The organism is Micromonospora sp. BRA006-A, assembly GCF_033433935.1.
Taxonomy (GTDB): domain Bacteria; phylum Actinomycetota; class Actinomycetes; order Mycobacteriales; family Micromonosporaceae; genus Micromonospora; species Micromonospora aurantiaca.
Window position 1 is genome coordinate 856,005 of record NZ_JANCLW010000001.1, and the last position, 23,182, is coordinate 879,186.

Sequence of the window (23,182 nt, forward strand, 5' to 3'; positions counted from 1 at the left end):
CCACGCCTTCCCGACCTGCCCTCGTCTATTCGTGGCGGCCCGGATAGGGCAGGTCCACCACCCGGTCGTCGGTCAGCTCGGCGCCGGGCGCCCAGACCTCGTACACGCCGCGTTCCAGACACTGCGCGCCCGTCGCCGCCACCGCGTCCGGATCGGGGCGGCGCAGCCGCAACCGCAGCCAGCCGCCCTCCTCCCGCAGCACCAGGCACGGCACCCCGCGCCAGGCCGCCGTGCGTACCCGGCGGGCCGGCGCGTCCACCGGGTACCGGGCCGCCCGGGTCATCGCCAGCACCCGGAACCCGCCCGGCTGGTCGGCCACCGCCTCGTACTCCGAACCCGCGTACGTGCCGACCAGCCGGGTGGAGCGCGGCGCCTCGCCGGTCGGCACGTACTCCTGGTCGGCGGCCAGGCCGGGCACCGCGGCGAGCAGGTGCCGCCACTGCGGACCGGCCAGGCGCAGCCAGCCCCGCTGCTCCGCCTGGTAGGTGTAGAGCACCACCTCCACCCCCTCGGCCGGGTAGGCCAGCAGCGTGGCGTTCGCCGGCATCGGCAGGTCGGCGAACTCCCGGGTGACGAACTCCGGTACGAGCTGCGCGCTGCTCGGCACGAACCCGGTACCCAGCACCGGCGGCCCGAGCCGATCCCGGGGCGGCAACGCCGTGAGCCCCCGGTGCGCCGCACCCACCGGCACGTCGTAGTCGGCCGGGTCGGCGGCCCGCCAGCGCAGCGCGTACGCCACGTCGCCGCCCTCCGAGTCGCCCCGCAGCACCGCCATCCCGGCCGGCGTCCGCAGGTGCGCCACGTCGTGCTCCCGGTAGCAGAAGCCGTGCGGCAGCACGCCCCGCACGTAGCCGGCGAGCTGCCGCGCGGAGAGCACCTTGACCATCCGGGTGCCGGGCCGGATCACCGCCGACGCCCGCACTGCGGCCAGCGTCGGGTCACCCGCCGCCCCCGGCTGCTGGCTGAGCCGGTGTACGTACTCCCAGCCCCGGTCCCGGTGCACCGGCATCAGCAGCGGCGCGTCCGTGTCGTCCGCCGACCCCGCGCCGCCGTGCACCGCGTCCACCTCGGTCGCGTGCACGAACCGCCGCCACGGATAGCCGGTGCCGGGCCGGGGACACCACTCGAACCCGGGCGCCTCGTCGGCGCTGAACAACTCGTACGCCGCGCCCCGGGCGATCTCCTCCGCCGGATGCACCCGGCCGCCGTACGTCACGCGCAACCCGGCCCGGTCGGAGGCGGGCCCGCCGGCCTGGTCGGTGATTGTCACTCCAGGACGCTAAGCCCGCCAGATGTGGGGCATGTGAACAGCCGGTGGCGGTCCGGGAACGCCGCACCGGGCCGGTGTGTGATGCTGGCCGCGATGACCGAGCAGACCGAGACCCGCAAGCAGCGCGCCGCCCGCCGGGCCGGGGAGTTCCCGCCCGCCCCCGAGCCGCTGCCCGTACCCGTGCCGGACAGCCACACCCACCTCGACATCACCGTCGGCGAATTCGGCCCCCCGCCGGGCGGTGCCCCCGGCGACGACCCGGTGGCCGCCGCGATCGACGTCGCCGCCCGGGCCGGCGTGGACCGGCTCGTCCAGGTCGGGGTCGACGTCGACTCGTCCCGGTGGGGCGCCGACGTCGCCGACCGGTACGCCCCGGTGCTCGCCACCGTCGCGCTGCACCCGAACGAGGCGCCCCGGCTGGCCGACCTGGACGAGGCGCTGCGCGAGATCGAGACGCTCGCCGGCCGGGACCGGGTCCGCGGCGTCGGCGAGACCGGGATGGACTTCTTCCGTACCGGCGACGACGGGCGGGCCGCGCAGGAGGAGAGCTTCCGGGTGCACATCGCCATCGCCAAGCGGCACGGCAAGGCGCTGGTCATCCACGACCGGGACGCGCACGCCGACGTGCTGCGCATCGTCGACGACGAGGGCGCCCCGGACACCGTGGTCATGCACTGCTTCTCCGGCGACGCCGACTTCGCCCGCGAGTGCGTCCGGCGCGGCTTCCTGCTCAGCTTCGCCGGCACCGTCACGTTCGGCAGCGCCGCCGCGCTGCGCGAGGCCGCCGCCGTCACGCCGCCGGAGCAGATGCTCGTCGAGACCGACGCGCCCTACCTCACCCCCATGCCGTACCGGGGACGGCCCAACGCGTCGTACCTGATCCCGCTGACGGCCCGCTTCCTCGCCGAGACCACCGGCACCGACGTGGACGCCCTCTGCGCCGCCCTCTCCACGAACGGTGAGCGCGCGTTCGGGCCGTGGCGTTAAGTGAGCGTTTGAGAAGTGGTGGGGTTGGGCGGCGTGTCGTGTTGGAGGTGAGGGAAGGCCCTCGGTAGGTCCGGTGGTGTCGAGCCAACCGTTTCCGTGCCGAGGGCCTTCTGATGTCGTTGTACCCGATCGTCGATGCGCAGTCCGCTTCGCCCCGCCGTTATCCGCCGCAGCGGGTTCGGCGGGAGCGGGAACGGGCGGCGCGGCGGCGGTATCCCGGTGATTGGTCGATTGCTGTCTTACCGGGAGCCTCGTCCTACCTGGACACCGGCCTCCCACACCGCCCGTGACCTGCGCCGTCACGATGAAAATGGCTCAGTACTGGCCAGCCCGCCAAGGGTCGGCCACCGTTGCGGAACGCCCTGCTCCCAATCTGCTCCCAATTTAAGGGGCAACAGCGGAGAAGCCCGTTACCGATGGTTTCGGCAACGGGCTTCTGACCTGCGTACATCTACGGTGGGCGATACTGGGATCGAACCAGTGACCTCTTCGGTGTGAACTGTCGGCGAGCCGGTCGGACCGGGTGTCATGCGAGGTCATCCGGCGTGTTGGGGCCGTTCGTGGGTGGGTTCGGTGGGTGGGGTTGCTGTACTTCGTTGCTGTACCGCCCGTCGACGAGGAACCGCCCGAAGTGGGCACGCATCCGTAGCCAGTGTTGGCGGTCGTCGCAGGGATGGAGTCGACCACAGCGGCACAGGCTCAGGGCCGATTCGGAGTGCTTGGTCAACAGGATGTCCGCGTGGGCCACCTGCGCCCTGGCGTACTCACGGAAGGCTGTCGAGGTGTAGATGACTCCCATCGGTCACCGCCCCGGCCTGCGGGTGTGGCGGTGGTGCCAGAGGGCTTCGGCGACGGCATCCACGGGGTCGATGTCTCCGGCCGCCAGGCGTTCTCGGGTGACGACGATCCAGGGCGGCGAGGCCGGGGTGGCTTCGCCGCAGGCGGTTCGCATCCCCTCCCGGGCGAGTTGGGCCAGCCGACAGGGGTCGCGTTGGTTGGTGTGCCAGCAGCCGGTGGCCACGCAGAAGCCGGCGCTGTCGGGTCGGTGGGCCTCCCACAGTGCGCGGGCCAGTCGCCACAGCAGACGGTGCTGACACCCGGCAGGCGGCTCCACGGGCGGGTTCTCGACATCGAAGGACATGCGCCGACGATCGCGTCCGACCGGGGGCCCGTTCCATGGCCAGCGGTCATGTCACGGTGACATGGGACGGCTCGACCAGCGGGAACGAGTCGCCATAGGCTGTCGGCCGGAACACCTTGAGTAGTCGGAACGCGACGCTGGGAGCTGCCGTGCTGCTCGATCCGCTGCGGATACCGGAGGATGCGTGGTCGCATGGCGAGGTGCTGACCGTCCTGGCAGCCCGCGACATCGGCAGGCTGTTCCGCTGGATCACCCGTCTCACCGGGGCGAGTCAGAGCCGGATCGGGGCCGCCGTGGGGCTGGAACAGGGCTACGTCAGCCGGATCATGGCCGGACGCAAGGTCACCTCGATCGATGTGCTGGAGCGGATCGCCGACGGCTGCCGGATGCCCGACCAGGCGCGGATCACGATGGGCCTGGCACCCCGGCAGGCCGCGCCGCCGGCCGCTCCTGAACAACGCATCCCCTGCGAGCCGCCGGCCAAGCGGACCTGGCAAGACGACGTACGCAGTGCCGCAGAGCTTTGGCGAGGTGACGTGAACCGTCGAGACGTATTCCGGCAGATGGCTTTCAGCTCCGCCGGCTACACTCTGCCGGCGCTGCGCTGGCTCACCGCCCCCGATCCGGCCCCGGTCACCCAACGCGGACGCAACACCGTGGGTCAACCCGAGATTGACACCATCCGCGCCATGACCGCGACCTACCGCCAGTTGGACAACCAGTACGGCGGCGGGCACGCCCGCGACACCGTCGCCCGCTACCTCCACCAGGAGGTGACCCCGCTGCTCACCGACGGCCGGTACAACCACCCCACCGGTCAACGGCTGCTCAGCGCCGCCGCCGAACTGGCCCAGCTCGCCGGATGGCAGGCATACGACACCGCCGAACACGGCATCGCCCAGCGGTACCTCACCCTCGCCCTGGACTTCGCCCACGCCGCCGGAGACGATGGCCTCGGCGCGGAGATCCTCGCGGCGATGAGCCACCAGGCCACCTACCTCGGCCATACCGCCACCGGCCTCGACCTCGCCCGCGCCGCCGGCCGAACCGCCCGCCGCGCCGGAATCCCCGTCCTGACCGCCGAAGCCCACGTCATGGAAGCCCACGCCCTGGCCAAAGCTAACGACGAACGAGCCTGCGCCACCGCCCTGCATCAGGCCGAACAAGCCCTCGACCGCGCCGACCGCAGCACCGACCCGCAATGGCTCAGCTACTTCGACGAGGCGTACCTGTCAGCCAAGTTCGGACACTGCTTCCACGCCCTCGGCCACACCACCCACGCCGAACGCTTCGCCGCCCGATCCCTGCGCATGGACAACCGCTACGTACGCGGCCGAGCCTTCAACCTCGCCCTACTCGCCAGCGTCCACGCCCACCAGGGACAACCCGACCGGGCCTGCGCCATCGGCGCAGAAGCCCTGACCCTGACCAGCCAGCTACGGTCCGCCAGAGCCGTCCGCTACCTGCGCGACCTGCAATCCCAACTCGCTCCACACCGGCGACTACCCGCCGTCCGGCACTTCAGCGGCCGCATCGACGCCACCCTCGGCCCCCGACGCTGACCCCTACAGCTCCCCGCGGGCCTTGCGCGCGACCAGCTCCAGCACTGCAATCACCGTGCCGGCACCAACGATCTCACCCCGGGACACCAGCCCGTACGCCTCGTCGAGCGGAATCCAGGCGACCTGCTCAGCCTCGTTGACGTCCACGGGTGTGCCGATGTGCTCGGCCTGCCGGGCGAGGAAGAGCAGATTCTCGGTGTCGGCAGTGCCGACCCACGGTTGGAAGGACAGCAACGGCTCCACCGCCTGGGGCCGCCAGCCGGTCTCCTCCTCGACCTCCCGCACCGCGCACTGCGCCGGGTGCTCCTCGTCATCGACATAGCCGCCGGGCAACTCCCACACCCACCGGTCGAACACGAAGCGGTGCCGCCGCATCAACAGCAAGCGCTCCCGGTCGTCCAGTACGGCGACCATGGCCGACCGGGGAGCCCGGATCACGTACTGCTCGAAACGCACCCCGTCCGGCAACTCCACCTCGGCGATACTCAGCCGCGCCCGCCGGGTGTCGTCCACGACCCGCTCGCCGTGGATGGTCCACCGGGTCAACTCCGTCGCCTGCTTCTCCACCACCTCGCCAGTATCCGCGCCGACCCCATCACCTGCGCGACAGGCGGCATCTGCTGGTCGCACCACCCCGGCGTTCGACCCCTCGCTTGTAGTTCCGGGCGCGTCATCCGGCGGCGTCCCGGACCGTCGCCTCGATCGACCGTCCGTGTTACACCGACCCCGGCCGGGTCCATCCAGGCCCGTTGCTGTCACGGCTGCTGTCGACGCCGCCATGCCTCGAACAGCTCGATGGCCGGCCAATGTCCATTAGCTCGGGCGTAGTCCAAGGGCGTGCGGCCTTCCCGATCGACGACGTCGAGCCTCGCACCTCGGATCAGCAGCAGGACAGTCACCTCCACGTGGAGAGGCCCACCTCTCTGGAGGGCACCATCACCCTCTACATCCACGGCATGATGCAGCAGAGTTATGCCGTGCTCGTCCGGGTCCTCGACGTCGGCTCCATCGTCCAGGAGCTGCGCAGCCGGGGCAGGTCTTCCATCTCAACGGCGTGATGAGTCGGGGTCACCCGCAAATCCTAGGCACCCGCGCTGCGCTGGTGCTCAGACGTTGAAGCAGAACATAGACGGGCGCTCGCATGACCGGCGGCGACCCAGTCGGCAGGCTTGTCACGCCACATCTTGGGCTTACGCTGTTAGTGGCTGGTTGCCGACGTTTCACGCTGTCTTGTGCCCCCTGTGTGCCCCCGAAGGCTCTTTGGCCGCCAAGCGGCCGAGCCATCGATGCGCATTCTCCAGGCCCACTTCGTTGTCGGCTGCGCTCGTGATTCCGGTCAGATCGTCGGTAACGACGCGACGGGCGAAGTAGTCAGCCTGCACCGCCCACCGAAACCGGAGCATGGCCAGCAAGCCGTGTTCCACCTCGGCGCGCGTCATCGTCTTGCTCTCTAGGTATGCCTCCACCAGGTAGTCCGCGTTATCGATGCCTCCGACATACATCACTGCCGACGCGAGGTCGTACAGCAGCGGACCGCTCATCGCGATACTCCAGTCGATCAGTCCGCACTCTCCCGTCTTGCGGTCGAGCCGGAATGCCTCTGGAGCCGGATCGGTGTGTAGCAGGCCCCACGACAAAGACCCGACATCAAGCGCCTCGTACCCCGCAAGGGCGGCCGCCACTGAGGGTCGAACCCAAGGACGAACTGCCAAATGTGGTGCCCGCGCATCGACCCAGTCAAACCGATCGGCATCCTTGATCGTCACGCTTCTAAGTGAGCGTTTGAGAAGTGGTGGGGTTGGGCGGCGTGTCGTGTTGGAGGTGAGGGAAGGCCCTCGGTAGGTCCGGTGGTGTCGAGCCAACCGTTTCCGTGCCGAGGGCCTTCTGATGTCGTTGTACCCGATCGTCGATGCGCAGTCCGCTTCGCCCCGCCGTTATCCGCCGCAGCGGGTTCGGCGGGAGCGGGAACGGGCGGCGCGGCGGCGGTATCCCGGTGATCTGACCGATGCGCAATGGGCGTTGATCGCGCCGCTGGTCACGCCGCCGGTAGGGGGTCGTCGGGGCAGGCCACCGGCGCATCCGATGCGGGCGATCGTCGCGGCGATTCTGTATGTGACCTGCACTGGCTGCCCGTGGCGGGCCCTGCCGCGAGAGTTCCCGCCACCAGGCACGGTGTACTGGTGGTTCGCCCGGTGGCGCGATGATCACACGTTGATGCGCCTGCACGACCGGCTGCGGGAGCAGTGCCGCACCGCCGCCGGACGACACCGGCATCCCACCGCCGGCGCGATCGACTCCCAATCGGTGCGCGCCGCGGACACCGTGCCCCGACGCAGCCGCGGGTTCGACGTCGCGAAGAAGGTCAACGGCCGTAAACGCCACATCGTCGTGGACACCATGGGCCTGCTACTGGCCGTCATGGTCACCGGCGCGCACGTCAATGACCGCAGCATCGCCCGGGACCTGCTCTGGCGCACCCGACTGTTCCACCCCGGCCTGCGCCTGATCTGGGCAGACGGCGGCTACATCGGCACCCTGAGCACCTGGGCCCGACACGCCCTCGACCTCACCGTGCACCTGGTCCGCAAACTCCCCGGACAACACACCTTCGTCGTGCTGCCCCGCCGCTGGGTCGTCGAACGCACCTTCGCCTGGATCAGCAAGAAACGCCGCTGCGTCCGCGACTACGAACACCTACCCGCCAGCCACGCCGCCTTCGTCACCTGGGCCATGATCCACGTCATGGTCACCCGCCTGGCCCGCAACACGAAACCGGCCCAGGCAACCAGCACCTGAACCGGCTTCTCAAACGCTCACTAAGAAGGGGCCCTTCCATATCGCGAGGCGTTAACAAGGGGCCCTTCCTTCCCCGCGGGCGGGGGCGCTTACGCTACGTGGCGTGACCGGACTCCTCGGCCCGGCGGAGATCCGGGAACTCGCCGCGCGCCTCGGCGTCACGCCGACCAAGAAGCTCGGCCAGAACTTCGTGCACGACCCCAACACCGTGCGCCGGATCGTCACCACCGCCGGGCTGACCCCCGACGACGTGGCACTGGAGGTCGGCCCCGGCCTCGGCTCGCTCACGCTCGCCCTGCTCCCGGTCGCCGCGCACGTACACGCTGTGGAACTCGACCCGGCGCTCGCCGCCGCGCTGCCGGAGACCGCCGCCCGCTTCGCCGGGTCGGCCGCCGAGCGGCTCACCGTCCACCCGGCCGACGCGCTGCGGGTCACCGCAGCCGACCTGGGCGGCCCGGCGCCGACCGCGCTGGTGGCGAACCTGCCCTACAACGTCGCCGTGCCGGTCGTGCTGCACCTGCTCGCCGAACTGCCCACGCTGCGCCACGGCCTGGTGATGGTGCAGAAGGAGGTCGCCGACCGGCTCGTCGCCGGTCCCGGCTCCAAGGTGTACGGCATCCCGTCGGTCAAACTCGCCTGGTACGCCCGCTCCCGGGCCGCCGGCAAGGTCCCGCCGAACGTGTTCTGGCCGGTGCCGAACGTCGACTCCGGTCTGGTCGCCTTCACCCGGCGCGAGCCGCCCCGGCCGGACGTACCCCGGAAAGCCGTCTTCGCCGTCGTCGACGCCGCGTTCGCGCAGCGCCGCAAGACACTGCGCGCCGCCCTGGCCGGCTGGGCCGGTGGCGCCGACCGAGCAGCCGCGGCGCTCACCGCTGCCGGCGTGGACCCGTCCGCGCGGGGCGAATCGCTCACCGTCGAGCAGTTCGCCGCCATCGCCGCGTCGGCCCCGGACGCCCCCGGCGGCGAGCAGTAGGCTGGCGCCGTTGCCCGACCCCTCGCCGAGGAGCTGACCGTGCCGAAGCCGTTCGACATCCGCCCACGTCCGGTGGAGTCCAGCCGGTGACCGAGGCATGGCGACCGGGGGACGAGGACGGGCAGCGGCGCGGGGCCAACGGCCCGGTCAAGGTGCGGGTGCCCGCCAAGGTCAACCTGCACCTTGGGGTCGGACCGCTGCGGCGTGACGGCTACCACGAGCTGAACACCGTCTACCACGCGATCTCCATCTACGACGAGCTGACCGCCCGTCGCGGCGACACGCTCACCCTCACCATGGAGGGTGAGGGCGCCGGCGAGCTGGCGCTGGACGACACCAATCTGGCGCTGCGCGCCGCGCACGCGCTCGCCGGTTACGCGGGCGTCGCCCCGCACGCCCGGCTGCACCTGCGCAAGCAGATCCCGCTCGCCGGCGGGCTGGCCGGTGGCAGCGCCGACGCCGCCGCCGCACTGGTCGCCTGCGACACGCTCTGGGGCACCGGGCTGTCCCGCGACGAGCTGGCCGGCATCGCCGCCGACCTCGGCTCCGACGTGCCGTTCCTGATCCACGGCGGCACCGCGCTCGGCACCGGCCGGGGCGAGGCGGTCAGCCCGGTGCTGGCCCGCCCGACGTCCTGGCACTGGGTGGTGGCGATCGCCGACGGCGGCCTGTCCACCCCGGCCGCGTACCGGGAACTGGACCGGCTGCGCGACGCCGGAGCCGCCGGCACGCCGCTGGGCAGCACCGACGCGCTGCTCGCCGCGCTGCGTCAGCGCGACCCGCGGGTGCTCGCCGCCACGCTCGGCAACGACCTCCAGGACGCCGCGCTGACCATGCGCCCGTCGCTGGCCGAGACGCTCAAGGCGGGCGAGGCCGCGGGCGCGCTCGCCGGCATCGTCTCCGGCTCCGGGCCCACCTGTGTCTTCCTCGCCACCGGTGAGGCAGACGCGGTCCGGATCGCCGCCGAGATCACCGCCGCCGGGGTGTGCCGGGAGGTCCGTGTCGCGCACGGCCCGGTCGCCGGCGCCCGCGTGGTCTGACGCCCCGTACCCTTGACTCAGGCGTCCCGGGCCCCGGGACGCCTGAGTCATGAAGGGTGGGTCAGTGGCCAACATCGTCAACCTGGACCGGGTGTCCAAGGGGTACGGCGCCGCGGGGCCGCTGCTCACCGATGTCTCGCTCGGCCTCGACGACGCCGACCGGGTCGGTGTGGTCGGTCTCAACGGCGCCGGCAAGTCGACGCTGCTGCGGCTGCTGACCCGTACCGAGGAACCCGACGACGGCCGCGTCACGCACCGCCGCGACCTGCGGGTGGCCTGGCTGCCGCAGCGCCTGGACCTGGCCCCCGAGCTGACCGTGCGGGACGTCGTGCTCGGCACCGCCTGGCTCGGCGAGAGCATGGGCGCCGAGCACGAGTGGGCCGGCGACGCGGGCGTGCGCGCCATCCTCGACGGCCTCGGCATGCCCCACCTCGGCCTGGACACGCCGGTCGGCCCGATGTCCGGCGGGGAACGCCGCCGGGTCGCGCTCGCCGCGCTGCTGGTCCGCGACGCCGACCTGCTCGTCCTCGACGAGCCCACCAACCACCTCGACGTCGGCGGCGTCGACTGGCTGGCCCGGCACCTCGTCACCCGCAAGGGCGCGCTCGTCGTGGTCACCCACGACCGCTGGTTCCTCGACGCCGTCTGCACCACCACCTGGGAGGTCGCCGACCAGACCGTCCGGGCGTACGAGGGCGGCTTCGCCGCGTGGACGCTCGCCCGCGTCGAGCGGCAACGCGTCGCCGCCGCCACCGAGGCCCGCCGGCAGAACCTGCTCCGCAAGGAGATCGCCTGGCTGCGCCGGGGCGCTCCCGCACGCACCTCCAAGCCCAAGTTCCGCATCGACGCCGCGAACGCGCTCATCGCCGACGTGCCGGAACCCCGCGACACAATGTCGCTGCAACGGCTCGCCACCGCCCGGCTCGGCAAGCAGGTGTACGACCTCGAACACGTCCGGCTGCACGCCGGCCCGAAGGAGATCCTGCACGACACCACCTGGCAGGTCGGTCCCGGCGACCGGGTCGCCATCCTCGGCCGCAACGGTGCCGGCAAGACCACGCTGCTGCGGATGCTCGCCGGGGTGACCGGCCCCGACGGTGGGCGCTTCGCCGCCGGGCAGACCGTCCGGCCCGCGTTCCTGTCCCAGGAACTCGCCGAACTCCCCGGCCACCTGCGCGTGCTGGAAGCCGTCGAGGAGGTGGCCCGGCGTGTGCAGTTCGGCGACCGGGAGATCAGCGCCGCCCAGCTCGCCGAGATCTTCGGCTTCGACGACAAGCGGCTCTGGACCCCGGTGGGCGACCTGTCCGGCGGTGAGCGCCGCCGCCTCCAGATGCTGCGGCTGCTCGCCGGGGAACCCAACGTGCTGCTGCTCGACGAGCCCACGAACGACCTGGACACCGACACGCTCGCCGCGCTGGAGGATCTGCTCGACTCGTGGCCCGGCACGATCGTCGTGGCCAGCCACGACCGCTACCTGATCGAGCGGGTCACCGACGTCGCGTACGGCATGTTCGGTGACGGCCGGCTGGTGCACCTGCCCGGCGGCGTCGACGAATACCTCGCGCGCGCCGCCGCGGCCGGCGGCCCGGCGCCCGCCGACCTCACCCCGGCCACGGCGGCGCCGGCGCGCGAGGGCATGTCAGCGGCCGAGGTACGCGTCGCGAAGAAGGAACTGAACCGGCTGGAACGGCAGATCGCCAAGCTCGAACAGAAGGAGGCGGGCCTGCACGAGCAGCTCGCCGCGAACGCCACCGACTACGCCCGGGTCGCCGAGCTGGACGCCCAGCTCAAGGAGGTACGGGCCGAGCGGGACCGCACCGAGGAGACCTGGCTGGCCCTCGCCGAGGAGCTCCCGGGCGGCTGACCTGCCGCCGGGGTGGGGGGTGTGCGGCGTCACTGACCGGCGTACGGGACAATCACCCGTGGAACCCTCGTCCGAACGGTCTTTTGGAGACGCAGAGATGGCCCACACCCCCGTCAACCACCCCGCGCGGCCGATCTACCGGGCGATCGGCGGGCTCGTTGGTCTGTACTTCGTCGTCTTCGGCGGCCTCGGCGTCATCGCCAGCGCCGGCAACGACTTCCTCGCCCAGGACGACACGAAGGTCCTCGGCCAGGGCACCAACATGGCGTTCTCGCTGCTGTCGGTGCTGTTCGGCGTCGTGATCCTGGCCGGCACCGCGATCGGCCGTAACCTCGACGTGGCGATCAACCAGTGGCTGGCCTACACGCTGATGGTGATCGGCCTGGCCGCGCTGGCGTTCCTGCAGACCGACGCCAACATCTTCAACTTCTCGATCATGACCGACGTCGTGGTCCTGACGCTGTCGCTGGTGCTCCTGATGGTCGGCATGTACGGCAAGGTCGGCTCCGACGACGAGCACGAGGCCTGGCAGAAAGCCCGCCTGGTGCTCTGATCCCGTCTCGTACCCGAAGGCCCGGCGCGCTGCGCCGGGCCTTCGGTGTTCTCCGGACGCCGACGGACATTCCAAGCGACAATTGCCCCGAATCAGTCACACGGCTGGAGGGCATCATGGCGCACTTCCCGGTGAACCACCCCGCGCGGCCGCTCTACCGGGTGCTGTCCGGGCTCATCGGCCTCTACATCCTGGTCTTCGGCGTCTTCGGCGTCTTCCAGACCTGGGGCGAAGGGCTGTTCGGCCGGGACAGCGACTGGGCGCTCGGCCTGCGCACCAACCTGGCCTTCTCGCTGGTCTCCGTGGTGTTCGGCGCGGTCCTGCTGGTCGGGGCGTCCCGCCGCGACAACCTCGGCCACTACATGAACCTCACCGCCGGCGTGGTCTTCCTGGTCACCGGCATCCTCATGATGTCGGTGCTGCAGACCTCGGCAAACTTCCTGAACTTCTCCATGTCGACGGTCATCGTGTCGCTGCTGTTCGGGCTGGTCCTGCTCGCCACCGGCCTCTACGACAAGGTCGGCACCGCCGAGCACGCCGAGGAGGAGCGGCAGCGCCGGTACCACCCGATCGGTGAACGCTGAGCCGGCTGCCGTCGTGTGCTGAAGCGGCGTCAGCCCCGGGGGATGGGGCCCGGCTTCGACTCCAGGTGCGACAACCCGTTCCAGGCCAGGTTCACCAGGTGCGCCGCCACCGTCTCCTTGCGCGGCTTGCGCACCTCCAGCCACCAGCGGCCGGTCAGCGCCACCATGCCCACCAGCGCCTGGGAGTACAGCTCCGCCAGCTTCGGGTCGTACCCCCGGATGGAGAACTCGCCCGCCAGGATGTGCTCCACCTGGTGCGCCACGTCGTTCATCACGCTGCTGAAATTGCCCGTCGCCGACATCAGCGGCGACTCACGGACCAGCACCCGGAACCCGCTGGTCTCCTCCTCGATGTAGGTCAGCAGTGTCAGCGCGGCCTGCTCCAGCAGCTCCCGCGGGTTGCCCGCTGTCAACGCCGTGGTGATCCGGTCCAGCAGGGCGCGGACCTCCCGGTCCACCACCACCGCGTAGAGCCCCTCCTTGCCGCCGAAGTGCTCGTAGACCACCGGCTTGGAGACCTTGGCGCGCGCCGCCACCTCCTCGATCGAGGTCGCGTCGAAGCCCTTCTCGGCGAAGATCTGCCGGGCGATCGAGATCAACTGCTCGCGCCGCTGCGTCGCGGACATCCGCACCCGGGAGGGCTTCGCCGCCGGCACGGGCCGCCGCCGGGCGCGGTCGCTGCCGGAAACGTCGGTCACCCGTCCATCCTGCCAGGCGCGACGCTCTTGGTCAGACCGGCCGCTGTCGTACGCCCGTTCTAATCTGCGCTGGTGGCCTTCGGTGATGAATCCGCTACCCGTCCGCCCTCTTACCGGGGGTGGAAGCCGGAGTTGTATGCACGGGCGCTGGCTCTGCGGCGAGCCGGCTCACCGGTGGGGGAGATCGCGAGGGTGCTCGACGTCTCGAAGTCCACGGCATACCTGTGGACTCGGCACATGCCGCTGGATCCGGAGTTGGTGCGCCGACGCCGGCGGGTCGCCCAGCAGGCGCGTGCCGACGCGCAGTGGAGCGCGCACCGGGCGGCGCGGGACGCGGCCCGGGCCGAGGCGGTGGCCGCGTCGGCGGACTGGGTGCGACGCCTCGACCGGCGCGAGTTGTTGCTGATCGGCGCGGCGATCTACTGGTGTGAGGGTGGCAAGGCGAAGCCCTGGCGTCCGAATGACTGCCGGATCAAGTTCGCCAACAGCGATCCGTTGCTGGTGATGCTCTTCCTTCGCTTCCTGGACGCCGTCGAGGTGCCGGTCGAGGACCGGAGGTTCCGGGTGAGCATCCACGAGACGGCGGACGAGACGGCTGCGGTGCGGTGGTGGGCGGCTCGGGTAGGCGTGCCGGCAGAGAGCTTCCAGCCGACCACGATCAAGAGGCACCGGCCGCTGACCAGGCGCAAGAACGTCGGCGCCGACTACCGCGGCTGCCTGACCGTGCACGTCGTGGGTGGAACCCGTCTCTATTGGAGGATCGAAGGGATCATGAAAGGAATGAGCAATGAAGATCCACCTCGTGACCGGTAAGGTGTAGGCAGCCGGCGGGCGCAATACGATTTGCCCGTTTTCGACCATCCCGGGTCGTCTAATGGCAGGACGTCAGGTTTTGGTCCTGATTATAGGGGTTCGAATCCTCTCCCGGGAGCTTCTGCTGTTTGCCCTCCGTCGCGTGGTTAGCATGACCGCGAGACTGTCGCCGTCCCGACGGGAGCCACGTCGTGTCCCAGCCCCACCTCCGCACCGTTGTCGTGCTCGCCGCCGGTGAGGGCAAGCGGATGAAGTCGTCCCTGCCCAAGGTGCTGCACCCGCTGCTCGGCCGCACCCTCCTCGGTCACGTCCTCGCCGCGGCCGGTCCGCTCGGCGCAGACCGCACCGTGGTCGTGGTCGGCCACGGCGCCGACCAGGTCCGGGAACACCTGACCGAGGTCGCCCCGGGTGCCACGCCGGTGCTCCAGGAGCGCCAGCTCGGCACCGGGCACGCGGTCCGCATCGCGCTGGACGCGGTGCCGGACGCGACCGGCACCGTCGTGGTGATCAACGGGGACGTGCCGCTGCTGCGGGCGGAGACGGTCCAGGCGCTCGTCGAGGCGCACGAGGACGCCGCCGCGGCGGCCACCGTGCTGGCCGCCGAGGTGCCGGACCCGACCGGCCTGGGCCGGATCGTGCGGGACGTGCAGGGGCACCTGGAGCAGATCGTCGAGGAGCGCGACGCCACCCCCCAGCAGCGCGCGCTGCGGGAGATCAACGCGGGCATCTACGCGTTCGACGCGACCCGGCTGCGGGAGGCGCTGGGCAAGCTCTCCACCGACAACGACCAGGGCGAGGAGTACCTGACCGACGTCTTCGCGCTGCTGCGCGACGCCGGCGAGCCGGTGGCGGTGCACTGCGCCACCGACCACGTGGAGACGCTCGGCTGCAACGACCGGGTCGAGCTGGCCGCGCTGCGCCGGCTGCTGCGCGACCGGGTCAACGAGGGCTGGATGCGTACCGGGGTCAGCATCCTCGACCCGCACACCACCTGGATCGACGTGACGGTGACCGTCGAGCGGGACGCGGTGATCGACCAGAACACGCAGCTCCAGGGCGCCACGGTGGTCGGCGAGGGTGCGCTCGTCGGCCCGGACACCACGCTCGTGGACACGGTGGTGGGCGCGGGCGCGAGCATCGTGCGCAGCCACGCGCTCGGCGCCGAGGTGGGCCCGCAGGCGAGCGTCGGCCCGTACGCGTACCTGCGGCCGGAGTCGCGGCTGGGCCGCAAGGCGAAGGTCGGCACGTTCGTGGAGACCAAGAAGGCGTCGATCGGTGACGGGTCGAAGGTGCCGCACCTGTCGTACGTGGGCGACGCGACGATCGGCGACCACAGCAACATCGGCGCGGCCACCGTCTTCGTCAACTACGACGGGGTACGCAAGCACCACACCACCATCGGCAGTCACGCCCGTACCGGAGCGGACAACATGTTCGTGGCGCCGGTGCGGGTGGGCGACGGCGCGTACACCGCTGCGGGTTCGGTGATCACCGGGGACGTGCCGCCCGGTGCGATGGCGGTGGCGCGTGGCCAGCAGCGCAACGTGGAGGGCTGGGTGCTGCGCAAGCGGGCCGGTACGGACGCCGCGGAGGCGGCGCGGCGGGCCGGTGAGGGTGCGTCGGACACGGGCGGCGCCGCAAGCGAAGGTGACTGAATCCACGGGGATCGGCGGGCCGTGGGTGGATCGCTGAACCGGGGGCATACTGCAACCGAACAGTCCCCGGCCCCACCGCCGCCGGGTACCACCGACATACGGGAGCAGACGGGCCCATGGGCAGCATCGTCGCCGAAAACCGCAAGAGCCTGATGCTCTTCTCCGGGAGGGGTTTTCCGGAGCTGGCCAAGGAGATCGGTGAGGTGCTCGGCGTCGCGCCGACGCCGGCCGACGCGTACGACTTCGCCAACGGCGAGATCTTCGTACGGTACAAGGATTCGGTACGTGGTTCGGACGCCTTCGTGGTGCAGTCCGTGACGCACGGCGTCAACACCTGGGTCATGGAGACCCTGATCATGGTCGACGCGCTGAAGCGCGGCTCGGCCAAGCGGATCACCGTGGTACTGCCGTTCTACCCGTACTCGCGGCAGGACAAGAAGCACCGTGGCCGGGAGCCGATCTCGGCGCGGCTGATCGCGGATCTGTTGAAGACCGCCGGCGCGAACCGGATCCTGACCGTGGACCTGCACACCGCGCAGATCCAGGGCTTCTTCGACGGCCCGGTGGACCACCTGTTCGCGATGGACGTGCTGGCCGAGTACGTGGAGCACAAGTACGCGGGCCGGCCGATGACCGTGGTGGCGCCGGACTCGGGCCGGGTACGCGTGGCCGAGCGCTGGACCGACCGGCTGGGCGGCTGCCCGCTGGCGTTCATCCACAAGACCCGCGATCCGCTCAAGCCGAACCAGGTGGTGGCGAACCGGGTGGTCGGTGAGGTCGAGGGCCGGGTGTGCCTGATCGTGGACGACATGATCGACACCGGTGGCACGATCACCAAGGCGGCGGACATCCTCAAGGAGCAGGGCGCGGCGGAGATCGTGGTCGCCTCGACCCACGCGCTGCTGTCCGACCCGGCGACGGAGCGGCTGAAGAACAGCCCGATCAGCGAGGTCGTGGTGACGAACACGCTGCCGCTGCCGTCGGAGAAGCAGCTGGACAAGCTGACCGTACTGTCGATCGCCCCGCTGCTGGCGCGGGCGATCCGGGAGGTCTTCGACGACGGCTCGGTGACCACCCTGTTCGGTGGCCTGAGCTGAGCGTGCGGTCCGGTCGCCGGGAGTTCCCGGCGGCCGGGCCGATGCCCTGCGGAACCGGCGGGGCGGTGATATGGGGGACTGCCGGAGAGCCGGGAAATCCCTCGGGTAGACTGGTGCGGTTGCCACGGCGAGGGTGCCCGGCGGGCTGCTGACAAGCACCGCACGGAGGCGCCGTCATCGACGCGGTGCTCCGGGCGGTCGTTCATGACCCTAGCCCCAGCGAGCCCCTCGCCCCAGCACCGCCAGACGACAAGCCGCCGCAGCGAAGCATCAGGAGTTTCCCCGTGTCCGAGGTAAAGATCAGCGCCGAGCCCCGTACCGAGTTCGGCAAGGGTGGTGCCCGTCGTACCCGCCGGGCCGGCAAGGTGCCCGCCGTGCTGTACGGCCACGGCGAGAAGCCCAAGCACATCGCGCTTCCGGCACGCGAGTTCGCCGCCGCGATCCGTAAGGGCGGCGCAAACCAGCTCTTCGCGATCGAGGTCAGCGACGGCACCCAGGTGCTGGCGCTGCCGAAGGCGATCCAGCGTGACCCGATCAAGGACACCTTCGAGCACGTGGACCTGCTGCTGGTCCGCCGCGGCGAGAAGGTCACCGTCGAGGTCCCGGTCCAGCTGACCGGTGAGGCCGCGAAGGACACCCTGATCGTGCACGACCACGACACGCTGTCGGTGACCGCCGACGCGACCAAGGTGCCGGACCACCTGGAGGCGTCGATCGAGGGCGCCGAGCCGGGCACCACGATCACCGCCGCCGACGTCGAGCTGCCGGCCGGCGTCGAGCTGGCCACCGACGAGGAGACCGCTGTCGCCTCGGTGACCGCCGCTCCGACCGCCGAGCAGCTCGAGGCCACCCTCCCCGAGGTCGAGGAGGCCACCGAGGAGGCCGAGGCCGAGGTCGGCGAGGAGACCGCCGAGGGCGCCGAGGGCGCTCCGGCCGCCGAGGGCGAGGAGGCCCCGGCCGAGGCGAAGACCGAGGCCTGACCGGTCCGCAAGGCTGTGCGACAGGCGTCCCCGGTTTCCGGGGGCGCCTGTCGGCGTATCGGGACGGCTGGTCGGGTGAGCGAGCGGGAAGGGGCGTCGGGTGACGGACGAGGCGGGGCCGTGGCTGGTGGTCGGCCTGGGAAACCCCGGCCGGGAGTACGCGGGCAACCGGCACAACGTCGGGTTCATGGTGGCCGACCTACTGGCGGCCCGGGTGGGCGCGAAGTTCGGGCGGCACAAGCGCGCGATGGCCGAGGCCGCGGAGGGGCGGCTGGGGTTCGGCGGCCCGAAGCTGGTGCTGGTGAAGCCGTTGACGTACATGAACCTCTCCGGCGGTCCGGTGGCCGGGCTGGCGCAGTTCCACAAGATCCAGCCGGCGCACGTGATCGCGGTGCACGACGAGCTGGACATCCCGTACGGGCAGGTGCGGGTGAAGTGCGGCGGCGGCGAGGGCGGGCACAACGGTCTGCGCTCGATGTCGAAGTCGCTCGGCACCAAGGACTACGTGCGGGTGCGGTTCGGCATCGGCCGGCCGCCGGGCCGGCAGGATCCGGCTGACTACGTACTCTCGGATTTCTCCCCGTCGGAGCGCAAGGAGCTGGAGTTCCTGGTGGACCGCGCGGCGGACGTGGTGGAGTCGGTGGTCCTGAAGGGCGTGGAGCCGACGCAGAACCTGTACCACGGGGGTTGACCGGCGGGGCGGAGCCCGGCCGGTAGCCTCGGGCGGCGGGAGCGAAGGCGGGTGACGGGAGCATCATGGGCAGTCCTCCGATGATCGACGGCGGGTTCGCCCGGTGGCTGGCGTCCCGGGCCGGTCAGGCGCTGACGGCCCTGCGCGCGGAGATGGGCTTCGGCGACGCGGGCGCGCTCCGGTCGGCCGGTGACAAGGTCTCGCACGATCTGATCCGCACCGAGCTGGCGAAGTGGCGGCCGGCGGACGCGGTGCTGTCGGAGGAGGACGAGGGCTCGCGGCTGGCCTGGACGGCGGAGGTGACGGACGCGGCGTTGTCGCGCCTGACCGCGGACCGGGTCTGGATCATCGATCCGCTGGACGGCACCCGGGAGTACGCGGAGGAGGGGCGCGCGGACTGGGCGGTGCACGTGGCGCTCTGGTCGCGTAACGCGTCGCGCCCGCACGGTCTGGTGGCGGGCGCGGTGGCGCTGCCGGCGCAGCACCGGGTGCTGGGCACGGACCACCCGCCGGCGTACCCGCCGATGACTGTGGAGGCGGCCACCGGGGGCGGCGCGCGGGTCATCCGGTTGGCTGCCAGTCGTAGCCGTCCGCCGGTTTTCCTGACCGACCTGGCAGAGGACGTCGGCGCTCATCTGGTTCCGATGGGCTCGGCGGGCGCGAAGATCGCCGCCGTGGTCACCGGCGAGGTCGACGCGTACATCCACGCGGGCGGTCAGTACGAGTGGGATTCGGCCGCTCCGGTCGCTGTGGCGACGGCCACCGGTCTGCATGCTTCCCGGATCGACGGTTCTGCGCTGAAATACAACGGGGCCGACCCGCGTCTACCGGATCTGCTGGTCTGCCGCAAGGATCTCGCGAGTCGGTTGCTTGCAGCGTTGCAGCGGCATTCCGGGTAACCTGAGCGTTCTTCTTCACGAGTCCGACCTGAAAGGTCTGGAATCCGATGTACGGATCCGTGCGAATCGAGTTCATGTCATGACGTCCCCCGCCGCGTACCAGGTGTCGCACCTCGACGCGCTCGAGGCGGAGAGCATCTTCGTGATGCGCGAGGTCGTCGCCGAGATGGAACGGCCGGTGCTGCTGTTCTCCGGCGGCAAGGACTCGATCGTGATGCTCCGGTTGGCCCAGAAGGCGTTCGCGCCGGCCAACATCCCCTTCCCGGTGATGCACGTGGACACCGGGCACAACTTCCCCGAGGTGCTCGACTACCGCGATCAGCGGGTGGCCGAGCTGGGCCTGCAGCTCATCGTGGCGAGCGTGCCGGAGGCGCTGAACAAGGGCCTGGTCCGCGAGTCGGCCGACGGCATGCGCAACCGGATTCAGACGCCGGTGCTGCTGGAGGCGGTGGAGAAGCACCGCTTCGACGCGCTGTTCGGCGGCGCCCGGCGCGACGAGGAGAAGGCGCGGGCCAAGGAGCGGGTGTTCAGCTTCCGCGACGAGTTCGGCCAGTGGGATCCGAAGAACCAGCGTCCGGAGCTGTGGGCGCTCTACAACGGCCGGCACCACCCGGGCGAGTCGATCCGGGTGTTCCCGCTGTCGAACTGGACCGAGCTGGACGTCTGGCACTACATCGAGCGGGAGCGGATCCCGCTGCCGTCGATCTACTACGCGCACGAGCGCGAGGTGATCGAGCGCGACGGCATGCTCTACGCGGTGAACGAGTTCTTCCGGGCGCGCGCCGGTGAGCAGCCGTTCAAGGCCCAGGTGCGGTACCGGACCGTGGGTGACGCCTCCTGCACCGCGGCGGTCCGCTCGGACGCCGACACGGTGGAGAAGGTGATCGAGGAGGTGGCCGCCACGCGGATCACCGAGCGCGGCGCGACCCGCGGCGACGACCGGGTCAGCGAGGCCGCCATGGAGGACCGCAAGCGAGAGGGCTACTTCTGATGAGCGTCGAGACCCTGGCCCCGGCCGAGAGCGAGACCGCCCGGCCGATGGACCTGCTGCGGTTCGCCACCGCGGGCAGCGTCGACGACGGCAAGTCGACGCTGATCGGCCGTCTGCTCTACGACACCAAGTCGCTGTTCAGCGACCAGCTCGCCGCCGTCGAGGCGGTCAGCGCGGCCCGTGGCGACGAGTACACGAACCTGGCGCTGCTCACCGACGGCCTGCGCGCCGAGCGGGAGCAGGGCATCACCATCGACGTGGCGTACCGCTACTTCGCCACGCCGCGGCGGAAGTTCATCATCGCCGACACCCCGGGGCACATCCAGTACACCCGGAACATGGTCACCGGCGCCTCCACCGCCGACCTGGCGCTGATCCTGGTGGATGCGCGTAAGGGCCTGGTGGAGCAGTCCCGCCGGCACGCGTTCCTCTGCTCGCTGCTGCGGGTGCCGCACCTGGTGCTGTGCGTGAACAAGATGGACCTGGTGGACTGGTCGCAGGAGGTCTACGAGCTGATCGCGGACGAGTTCACCGCGTTCGCCGCGAAGCTCGACGTGCCGGACCTGACCGTGGTGCCGGTCTCCGCGCTGCAGGGCGACAACATCGTCACCCGCTCGGAGAACATGCCCTGGTACGAGGGCCCGTCGCTGCTGCACCACCTGGAGCGGGTGCACATCGCCTCGGACCGCAACCTGGTCGACGTGCGGTTCCCGGTGCAGTACGTGATCCGGCCGCAGTCCACCACCGTCACCGACTACCGGGGCTACGCCGGCCAGGTGGCCTCGGGTGTGCTCAAGCCGGGCGACGAGGTGATGGTGCTGCCGTCGGGCTTCACCAGCCGGATCGCCGCGGTGGAGACCGCCGACGGCCCGGTGGACGAGGCGTTCCCGCCGATGTCGGTGACGGTCCGGCTGACCGACGAGCTGGACATCTCCCGCGGCGACATGATCTGCCGGCCGAACAACGCCCCGATGGCCGTGCAGGACATCGAGGCGATGGTCTGCTGGATGGACGAGACGCGGCCGTTGCAGGTCGGCGGCAAGTACGCGATCAAGCACACGACCCGTTCGGCGCGGGCGATCGTGCGCGGGCTGCACTACCGGCTGGACATCAACTCGCTGCACCGCGACGAGACGGCCGGTGAGCTGAAGCTCAACGAGATCGGCCGGGTCCGGCTGCGCACCACGGTTCCGCTGCTGGCCGACGAGTACCGCCGTAACCGCACCACCGGCGGCTTCGTCATCATCGACGAGTCGACGAACCGTACGGTCGGCGCCGGCATGATCGTCGAGGCCGGCTGACCCCTGGGTGGTAAGGAAGGGCCCCTTGTTAACAGCGCGCTGTTAACAAGGGGCCCTTCCTCTACCGCAGGCGTTAATAAGGGGCCCTTCCTTACACCCTCAGTCCAGGCGGGTGACGCCGCCGGCCGGGAGCACGGTGAGTGTGCCGGGTGCGGTGAAGCCGCGCTCGGCGTACGCCTCCGTGACGGCGGCGGCCACCGCGTCGGCGGCGCCGGCGTCGACCAGTGCGAGCACGCAACCGCCGAAGCCACCGCCGGTCATCCGCGCGCCGTACGCCCCGGCGGCCAGCGCCGCCTCGACCGCGGTGTCGATCTCCGGCACGGTGATCTCGAGGTCGTCGCGCATGGAGGCGTGCGAGGCGGTCAGCAGCGGACCGGTGTCGCGGACCCGCCCGGCGCGCAGCAGCGCGACGGTGTCGAGCACCCGCTGGTTCTCGGTCACCACGTGCCGGACCCGGCGGCGGGTCTCGTCGTCGTCGAGGCGCGCGAGCGCGGCGTCGAGGCCGGCCACGTCGACGTCGCGCAGCGCGGTCACCCCGAGCGTCGCGGCGGCCTGCTCGCAGCTGCGGCGCCGGGCCGCGTACTCGCCGTCCGCGTGCCGGTGCGGCGCCCGGCTGTCGATCACCAGCACGGCCAGCCCGGCGTCGTCCAGGTCGAACGGGATCTGCTCGATCTCCTCGGTGCGGCAGTCGAGGAACAGGGCGTGCCCGGCCCGGCCGCGGATCACCGCGGACTGGTCCATGATCCCGGTGGGTGCGCCGACGTAGTCGTTCTCGGCCCGCTGCGCGAGCCGGGGCCACCGTCCGGCGGGCAGGTCGAGCCCGCCGAGGTCGACAAGGGCGGCCAGCACCGCCGACTCGATCGCCGCCGACGAGGAGAGCCCGGAGCCGATCGGCACGTCGGAGGCGACGGCGAGCCGCGCGCCGGGGACGTCGTGGCCGTCGGCGCGCAGCGCCCACACCACCCCGGCCACGTAGGCGGCCCACCCGTCGACCCGGCCGGGTTCGTCGGCCTCCGCCGCGCCGAACTCGACCGGTTCGTCGTCGAGCTCCGACCAGACGGTCCAGCGTCCGTCGGGGGCGGGCGCGGCGGCGACCACGGTACGCAGCGGCAGCGCGAAGGGCAGCACGAAGCCGTCGTTGTAGTCGGTGTGCTCGCCGATCAGGTTGACCCGGCCGGGAGCCGCCCAGCGGCCCGCCGGCTCGCTGCCGTACCGCTGCCGGAAGCCGGCGGTGGCGCGGTCGGCGACGTTCATGCCGTGCCTTCCTTCGTTCGCGACTGCGGGGCT

Annotated in this window: 22 protein-coding genes, 1 tRNA gene and 1 pseudogene; 18 read left to right on the forward strand and 6 right to left on the reverse strand. The window is 71.2% G+C overall.

The annotated features are described in order from the left end of the window. Positions 1 to 25 precede the first annotated feature (25 nt). On the reverse strand, positions 26 to 1,270 hold the full coding sequence (locus NMK34_RS04300; protein WP_318332299.1) for a hypothetical protein: 1,245 nt from the start codon (positions 1,268 to 1,270) through the stop codon (positions 26 to 28). Positions 1,271 to 1,351: 81 nt separating this feature from the next. Here NMK34_RS04300 and NMK34_RS04305 point away from each other — a divergent pair, with 81 nt between their 5' ends. Next, the gene (locus NMK34_RS04305; protein ID WP_318336268.1) at positions 1,352 to 2,257 is read left to right on the forward strand and encodes a TatD family hydrolase; all 906 of its coding nucleotides are present in this window, start codon (positions 1,352 to 1,354) and stop codon (positions 2,255 to 2,257) included. Positions 2,258 to 3,059: 802 nt separating this feature from the next. Here the strand turns inward: NMK34_RS04305 and NMK34_RS04310 are convergent. Then, positions 3,060 to 3,398, reverse strand: a complete 339-nt coding sequence (locus NMK34_RS04310) for a hypothetical protein (RefSeq protein WP_318332300.1) — start codon at positions 3,396 to 3,398, stop codon at positions 3,060 to 3,062. Positions 3,399 to 3,547: 149 nt separating this feature from the next. Between NMK34_RS04310 and NMK34_RS04315 the strand changes: the two genes are divergently transcribed. Continuing rightward, the gene (locus tag NMK34_RS04315; RefSeq protein WP_114919828.1) at positions 3,548 to 4,960 is read left to right on the forward strand and encodes a helix-turn-helix domain-containing protein; all 1,413 of its coding nucleotides are present in this window, start codon (positions 3,548 to 3,550) and stop codon (positions 4,958 to 4,960) included. Positions 4,961 to 4,963: 3 nt separating this feature from the next. Here NMK34_RS04315 and NMK34_RS04320 read toward each other — a convergent pair whose 3' ends face one another. Further along, a complete protein-coding gene (locus NMK34_RS04320) occupies positions 4,964 to 5,530 on the reverse strand; it encodes an NUDIX hydrolase (protein ID WP_318332301.1) in 567 nt (188 codons plus the stop codon). 179 nt (positions 5,531 to 5,709) lie between these two features. Between NMK34_RS04320 and NMK34_RS04325 the strand changes: the two genes are divergently transcribed. Continuing rightward, positions 5,710 to 6,018: a hypothetical protein gene (locus NMK34_RS04325; RefSeq protein ID WP_318332302.1), complete on the forward strand. Its 309-nt coding sequence runs from the start codon at positions 5,710 to 5,712 to the stop codon at positions 6,016 to 6,018. A gap of 162 nt (positions 6,019 to 6,180) precedes the next feature. On the opposite strand, the gene NMK34_RS04330 is transcribed toward NMK34_RS04325, so the two are convergent. Then, positions 6,181 to 6,822 (reverse strand): phosphotransferase, encoded by a 642-nt coding sequence (locus tag NMK34_RS04330; protein ID WP_412098848.1) that lies wholly within the window; start codon positions 6,820 to 6,822, stop codon positions 6,181 to 6,183. 25 nt (positions 6,823 to 6,847) lie between these two features. Here NMK34_RS04330 and NMK34_RS04335 point away from each other — a divergent pair, with 25 nt between their 5' ends. The 6 genes from NMK34_RS04335 to NMK34_RS04360 all read left to right on the forward strand — a co-directional run bounded on the left by NMK34_RS04335 (position 6,848) and on the right by NMK34_RS04360 (position 12,770). Beyond that, positions 6,848 to 7,756, forward strand: a complete 909-nt coding sequence (locus tag NMK34_RS04335; protein WP_318332304.1) for an IS5 family transposase — start codon at positions 6,848 to 6,850, stop codon at positions 7,754 to 7,756. A gap of 103 nt (positions 7,757 to 7,859) precedes the next feature. Continuing rightward, positions 7,860 to 8,729, forward strand: a complete 870-nt coding sequence (gene rsmA, locus NMK34_RS04340) for a 16S rRNA (adenine(1518)-N(6)/adenine(1519)-N(6))-dimethyltransferase RsmA (protein WP_318332305.1) — start codon at positions 7,860 to 7,862, stop codon at positions 8,727 to 8,729. Between the two features lie 86 nt (positions 8,730 to 8,815). Beyond that, positions 8,816 to 9,769, forward strand: coding sequence for a 4-(cytidine 5'-diphospho)-2-C-methyl-D-erythritol kinase (locus NMK34_RS04345; protein ID WP_318332306.1), 954 nt, complete (start codon positions 8,816 to 8,818; stop codon positions 9,767 to 9,769). A 64-nt stretch (positions 9,770 to 9,833) separates the two neighbouring features. Beyond that, on the forward strand, positions 9,834 to 11,633 hold the full coding sequence (locus NMK34_RS04350) for an ABC-F family ATP-binding cassette domain-containing protein (protein WP_318332307.1): 1,800 nt from the start codon (positions 9,834 to 9,836) through the stop codon (positions 11,631 to 11,633). A 97-nt stretch (positions 11,634 to 11,730) separates the two neighbouring features. Beyond that, positions 11,731 to 12,186, forward strand: a complete 456-nt coding sequence (locus NMK34_RS04355; RefSeq protein ID WP_318332308.1) for a DUF4383 domain-containing protein — start codon at positions 11,731 to 11,733, stop codon at positions 12,184 to 12,186. Between the two features lie 116 nt (positions 12,187 to 12,302). Beyond that, complete coding sequence (locus NMK34_RS04360) at positions 12,303 to 12,770, forward strand: DUF4383 domain-containing protein (protein WP_262012617.1); 468 nt, start codon at positions 12,303 to 12,305, stop codon at positions 12,768 to 12,770. A gap of 29 nt (positions 12,771 to 12,799) precedes the next feature. Here NMK34_RS04360 and NMK34_RS04365 read toward each other — a convergent pair whose 3' ends face one another. Continuing rightward, positions 12,800 to 13,468 carry a TetR/AcrR family transcriptional regulator gene (locus NMK34_RS04365; protein WP_013473950.1) on the reverse strand — a complete coding sequence of 223 codons (669 nt, stop codon included), beginning with the start codon at positions 13,466 to 13,468 and terminating at the stop codon, positions 12,800 to 12,802. A 72-nt stretch (positions 13,469 to 13,540) separates the two neighbouring features. On the opposite strand from NMK34_RS04365, the gene NMK34_RS04370 reads away from it, so the two are divergent. From NMK34_RS04370 to NMK34_RS04410, 9 genes and pseudogenes are all read left to right on the forward strand, one after another. Then, positions 13,541 to 14,281: a resolvase gene (locus tag NMK34_RS04370; protein WP_318332309.1), complete on the forward strand. Its 741-nt coding sequence runs from the start codon at positions 13,541 to 13,543 to the stop codon at positions 14,279 to 14,281. A 47-nt stretch (positions 14,282 to 14,328) separates the two neighbouring features. Then, positions 14,329 to 14,399 (forward strand) — tRNA-Gln (locus NMK34_RS04375). A gap of 73 nt (positions 14,400 to 14,472) precedes the next feature. Beyond that, positions 14,473 to 15,996, forward strand: a pseudogene (gene glmU, locus NMK34_RS04380) (bifunctional UDP-N-acetylglucosamine diphosphorylase/glucosamine-1-phosphate N-acetyltransferase GlmU); the annotation flags it as partial. 56 nt (positions 15,997 to 16,052) lie between these two features. Continuing rightward, positions 16,053 to 17,033, forward strand: coding sequence for a ribose-phosphate diphosphokinase (locus NMK34_RS04385; protein WP_013283956.1), 981 nt, complete (start codon positions 16,053 to 16,055; stop codon positions 17,031 to 17,033). Between the two features lie 284 nt (positions 17,034 to 17,317). Next, positions 17,318 to 18,013, forward strand: a complete 696-nt coding sequence (locus NMK34_RS04390) for a 50S ribosomal protein L25/general stress protein Ctc (RefSeq protein WP_013283957.1) — start codon at positions 17,318 to 17,320, stop codon at positions 18,011 to 18,013. 100 nt (positions 18,014 to 18,113) lie between these two features. Further along, positions 18,114 to 18,704, forward strand: a complete 591-nt coding sequence (pth, locus tag NMK34_RS04395) for an aminoacyl-tRNA hydrolase (protein ID WP_318332311.1) — start codon at positions 18,114 to 18,116, stop codon at positions 18,702 to 18,704. Positions 18,705 to 18,769: 65 nt separating this feature from the next. Continuing rightward, positions 18,770 to 19,603: an inositol monophosphatase family protein gene (locus NMK34_RS04400; protein WP_318332312.1), complete on the forward strand. Its 834-nt coding sequence runs from the start codon at positions 18,770 to 18,772 to the stop codon at positions 19,601 to 19,603. Positions 19,604 to 19,682: 79 nt separating this feature from the next. Further along, positions 19,683 to 20,594, forward strand: coding sequence for a sulfate adenylyltransferase subunit CysD (gene cysD / locus NMK34_RS04405; protein WP_013283960.1), 912 nt, complete (start codon positions 19,683 to 19,685; stop codon positions 20,592 to 20,594). Further along, the gene (locus tag NMK34_RS04410) at positions 20,594 to 21,895 is read left to right on the forward strand and encodes a sulfate adenylyltransferase subunit 1 (RefSeq protein ID WP_318332313.1); all 1,302 of its coding nucleotides are present in this window, start codon (positions 20,594 to 20,596) and stop codon (positions 21,893 to 21,895) included. The genes cysD and NMK34_RS04410 overlap by 1 nt, the downstream gene beginning before the upstream one ends. A 99-nt stretch (positions 21,896 to 21,994) precedes the next feature. On the opposite strand, the gene galK is transcribed toward NMK34_RS04410, so the two are convergent. Next, complete coding sequence (galK, locus tag NMK34_RS04415) at positions 21,995 to 23,149, reverse strand: galactokinase (RefSeq protein WP_318332314.1); 1,155 nt, start codon at positions 23,147 to 23,149, stop codon at positions 21,995 to 21,997. Between the last annotated feature and the right edge of the window lie 33 nt (positions 23,150 to 23,182).

Excerpts from the sequence above, each read along its gene's own strand:
- NMK34_RS04410 (WP_318332313.1), top strand. The coding sequence starts at position 20,594 with ATGAGCGTCGAGACCCTGGCCCCGGCCGAGAGCGAGACCGCCCGGCCG.
- NMK34_RS04385 (WP_013283956.1), top strand. The coding sequence starts at position 16,053 with ATGGGCAGCATCGTCGCCGAAAACCGCAAGAGCCTGATGCTCTTCTCC.
- NMK34_RS04305 (WP_318336268.1), top strand. The coding sequence starts at position 1,352 with ATGCTGGCCGCGATGACCGAGCAGACCGAGACCCGCAAGCAGCGCGCC.
- cysD (WP_013283960.1), top strand. The coding sequence starts at position 19,683 with ATGACGTCCCCCGCCGCGTACCAGGTGTCGCACCTCGACGCGCTCGAG.
- galK (WP_318332314.1), bottom strand. The coding sequence starts at position 23,149 with ATGAACGTCGCCGACCGCGCCACCGCCGGCTTCCGGCAGCGGTACGGC.
- NMK34_RS04400 (WP_318332312.1), top strand. The coding sequence starts at position 18,770 with ATGGGCAGTCCTCCGATGATCGACGGCGGGTTCGCCCGGTGGCTGGCG.
- NMK34_RS04310 (WP_318332300.1), bottom strand. The coding sequence starts at position 3,398 with ATGTCCTTCGATGTCGAGAACCCGCCCGTGGAGCCGCCTGCCGGGTGT.
- NMK34_RS04360 (WP_262012617.1), top strand. The coding sequence starts at position 12,303 with ATGGCGCACTTCCCGGTGAACCACCCCGCGCGGCCGCTCTACCGGGTG.
- NMK34_RS04355 (WP_318332308.1), top strand. The coding sequence starts at position 11,731 with ATGGCCCACACCCCCGTCAACCACCCCGCGCGGCCGATCTACCGGGCG.
- NMK34_RS04335 (WP_318332304.1), top strand. The coding sequence starts at position 6,848 with ATGTCGTTGTACCCGATCGTCGATGCGCAGTCCGCTTCGCCCCGCCGT.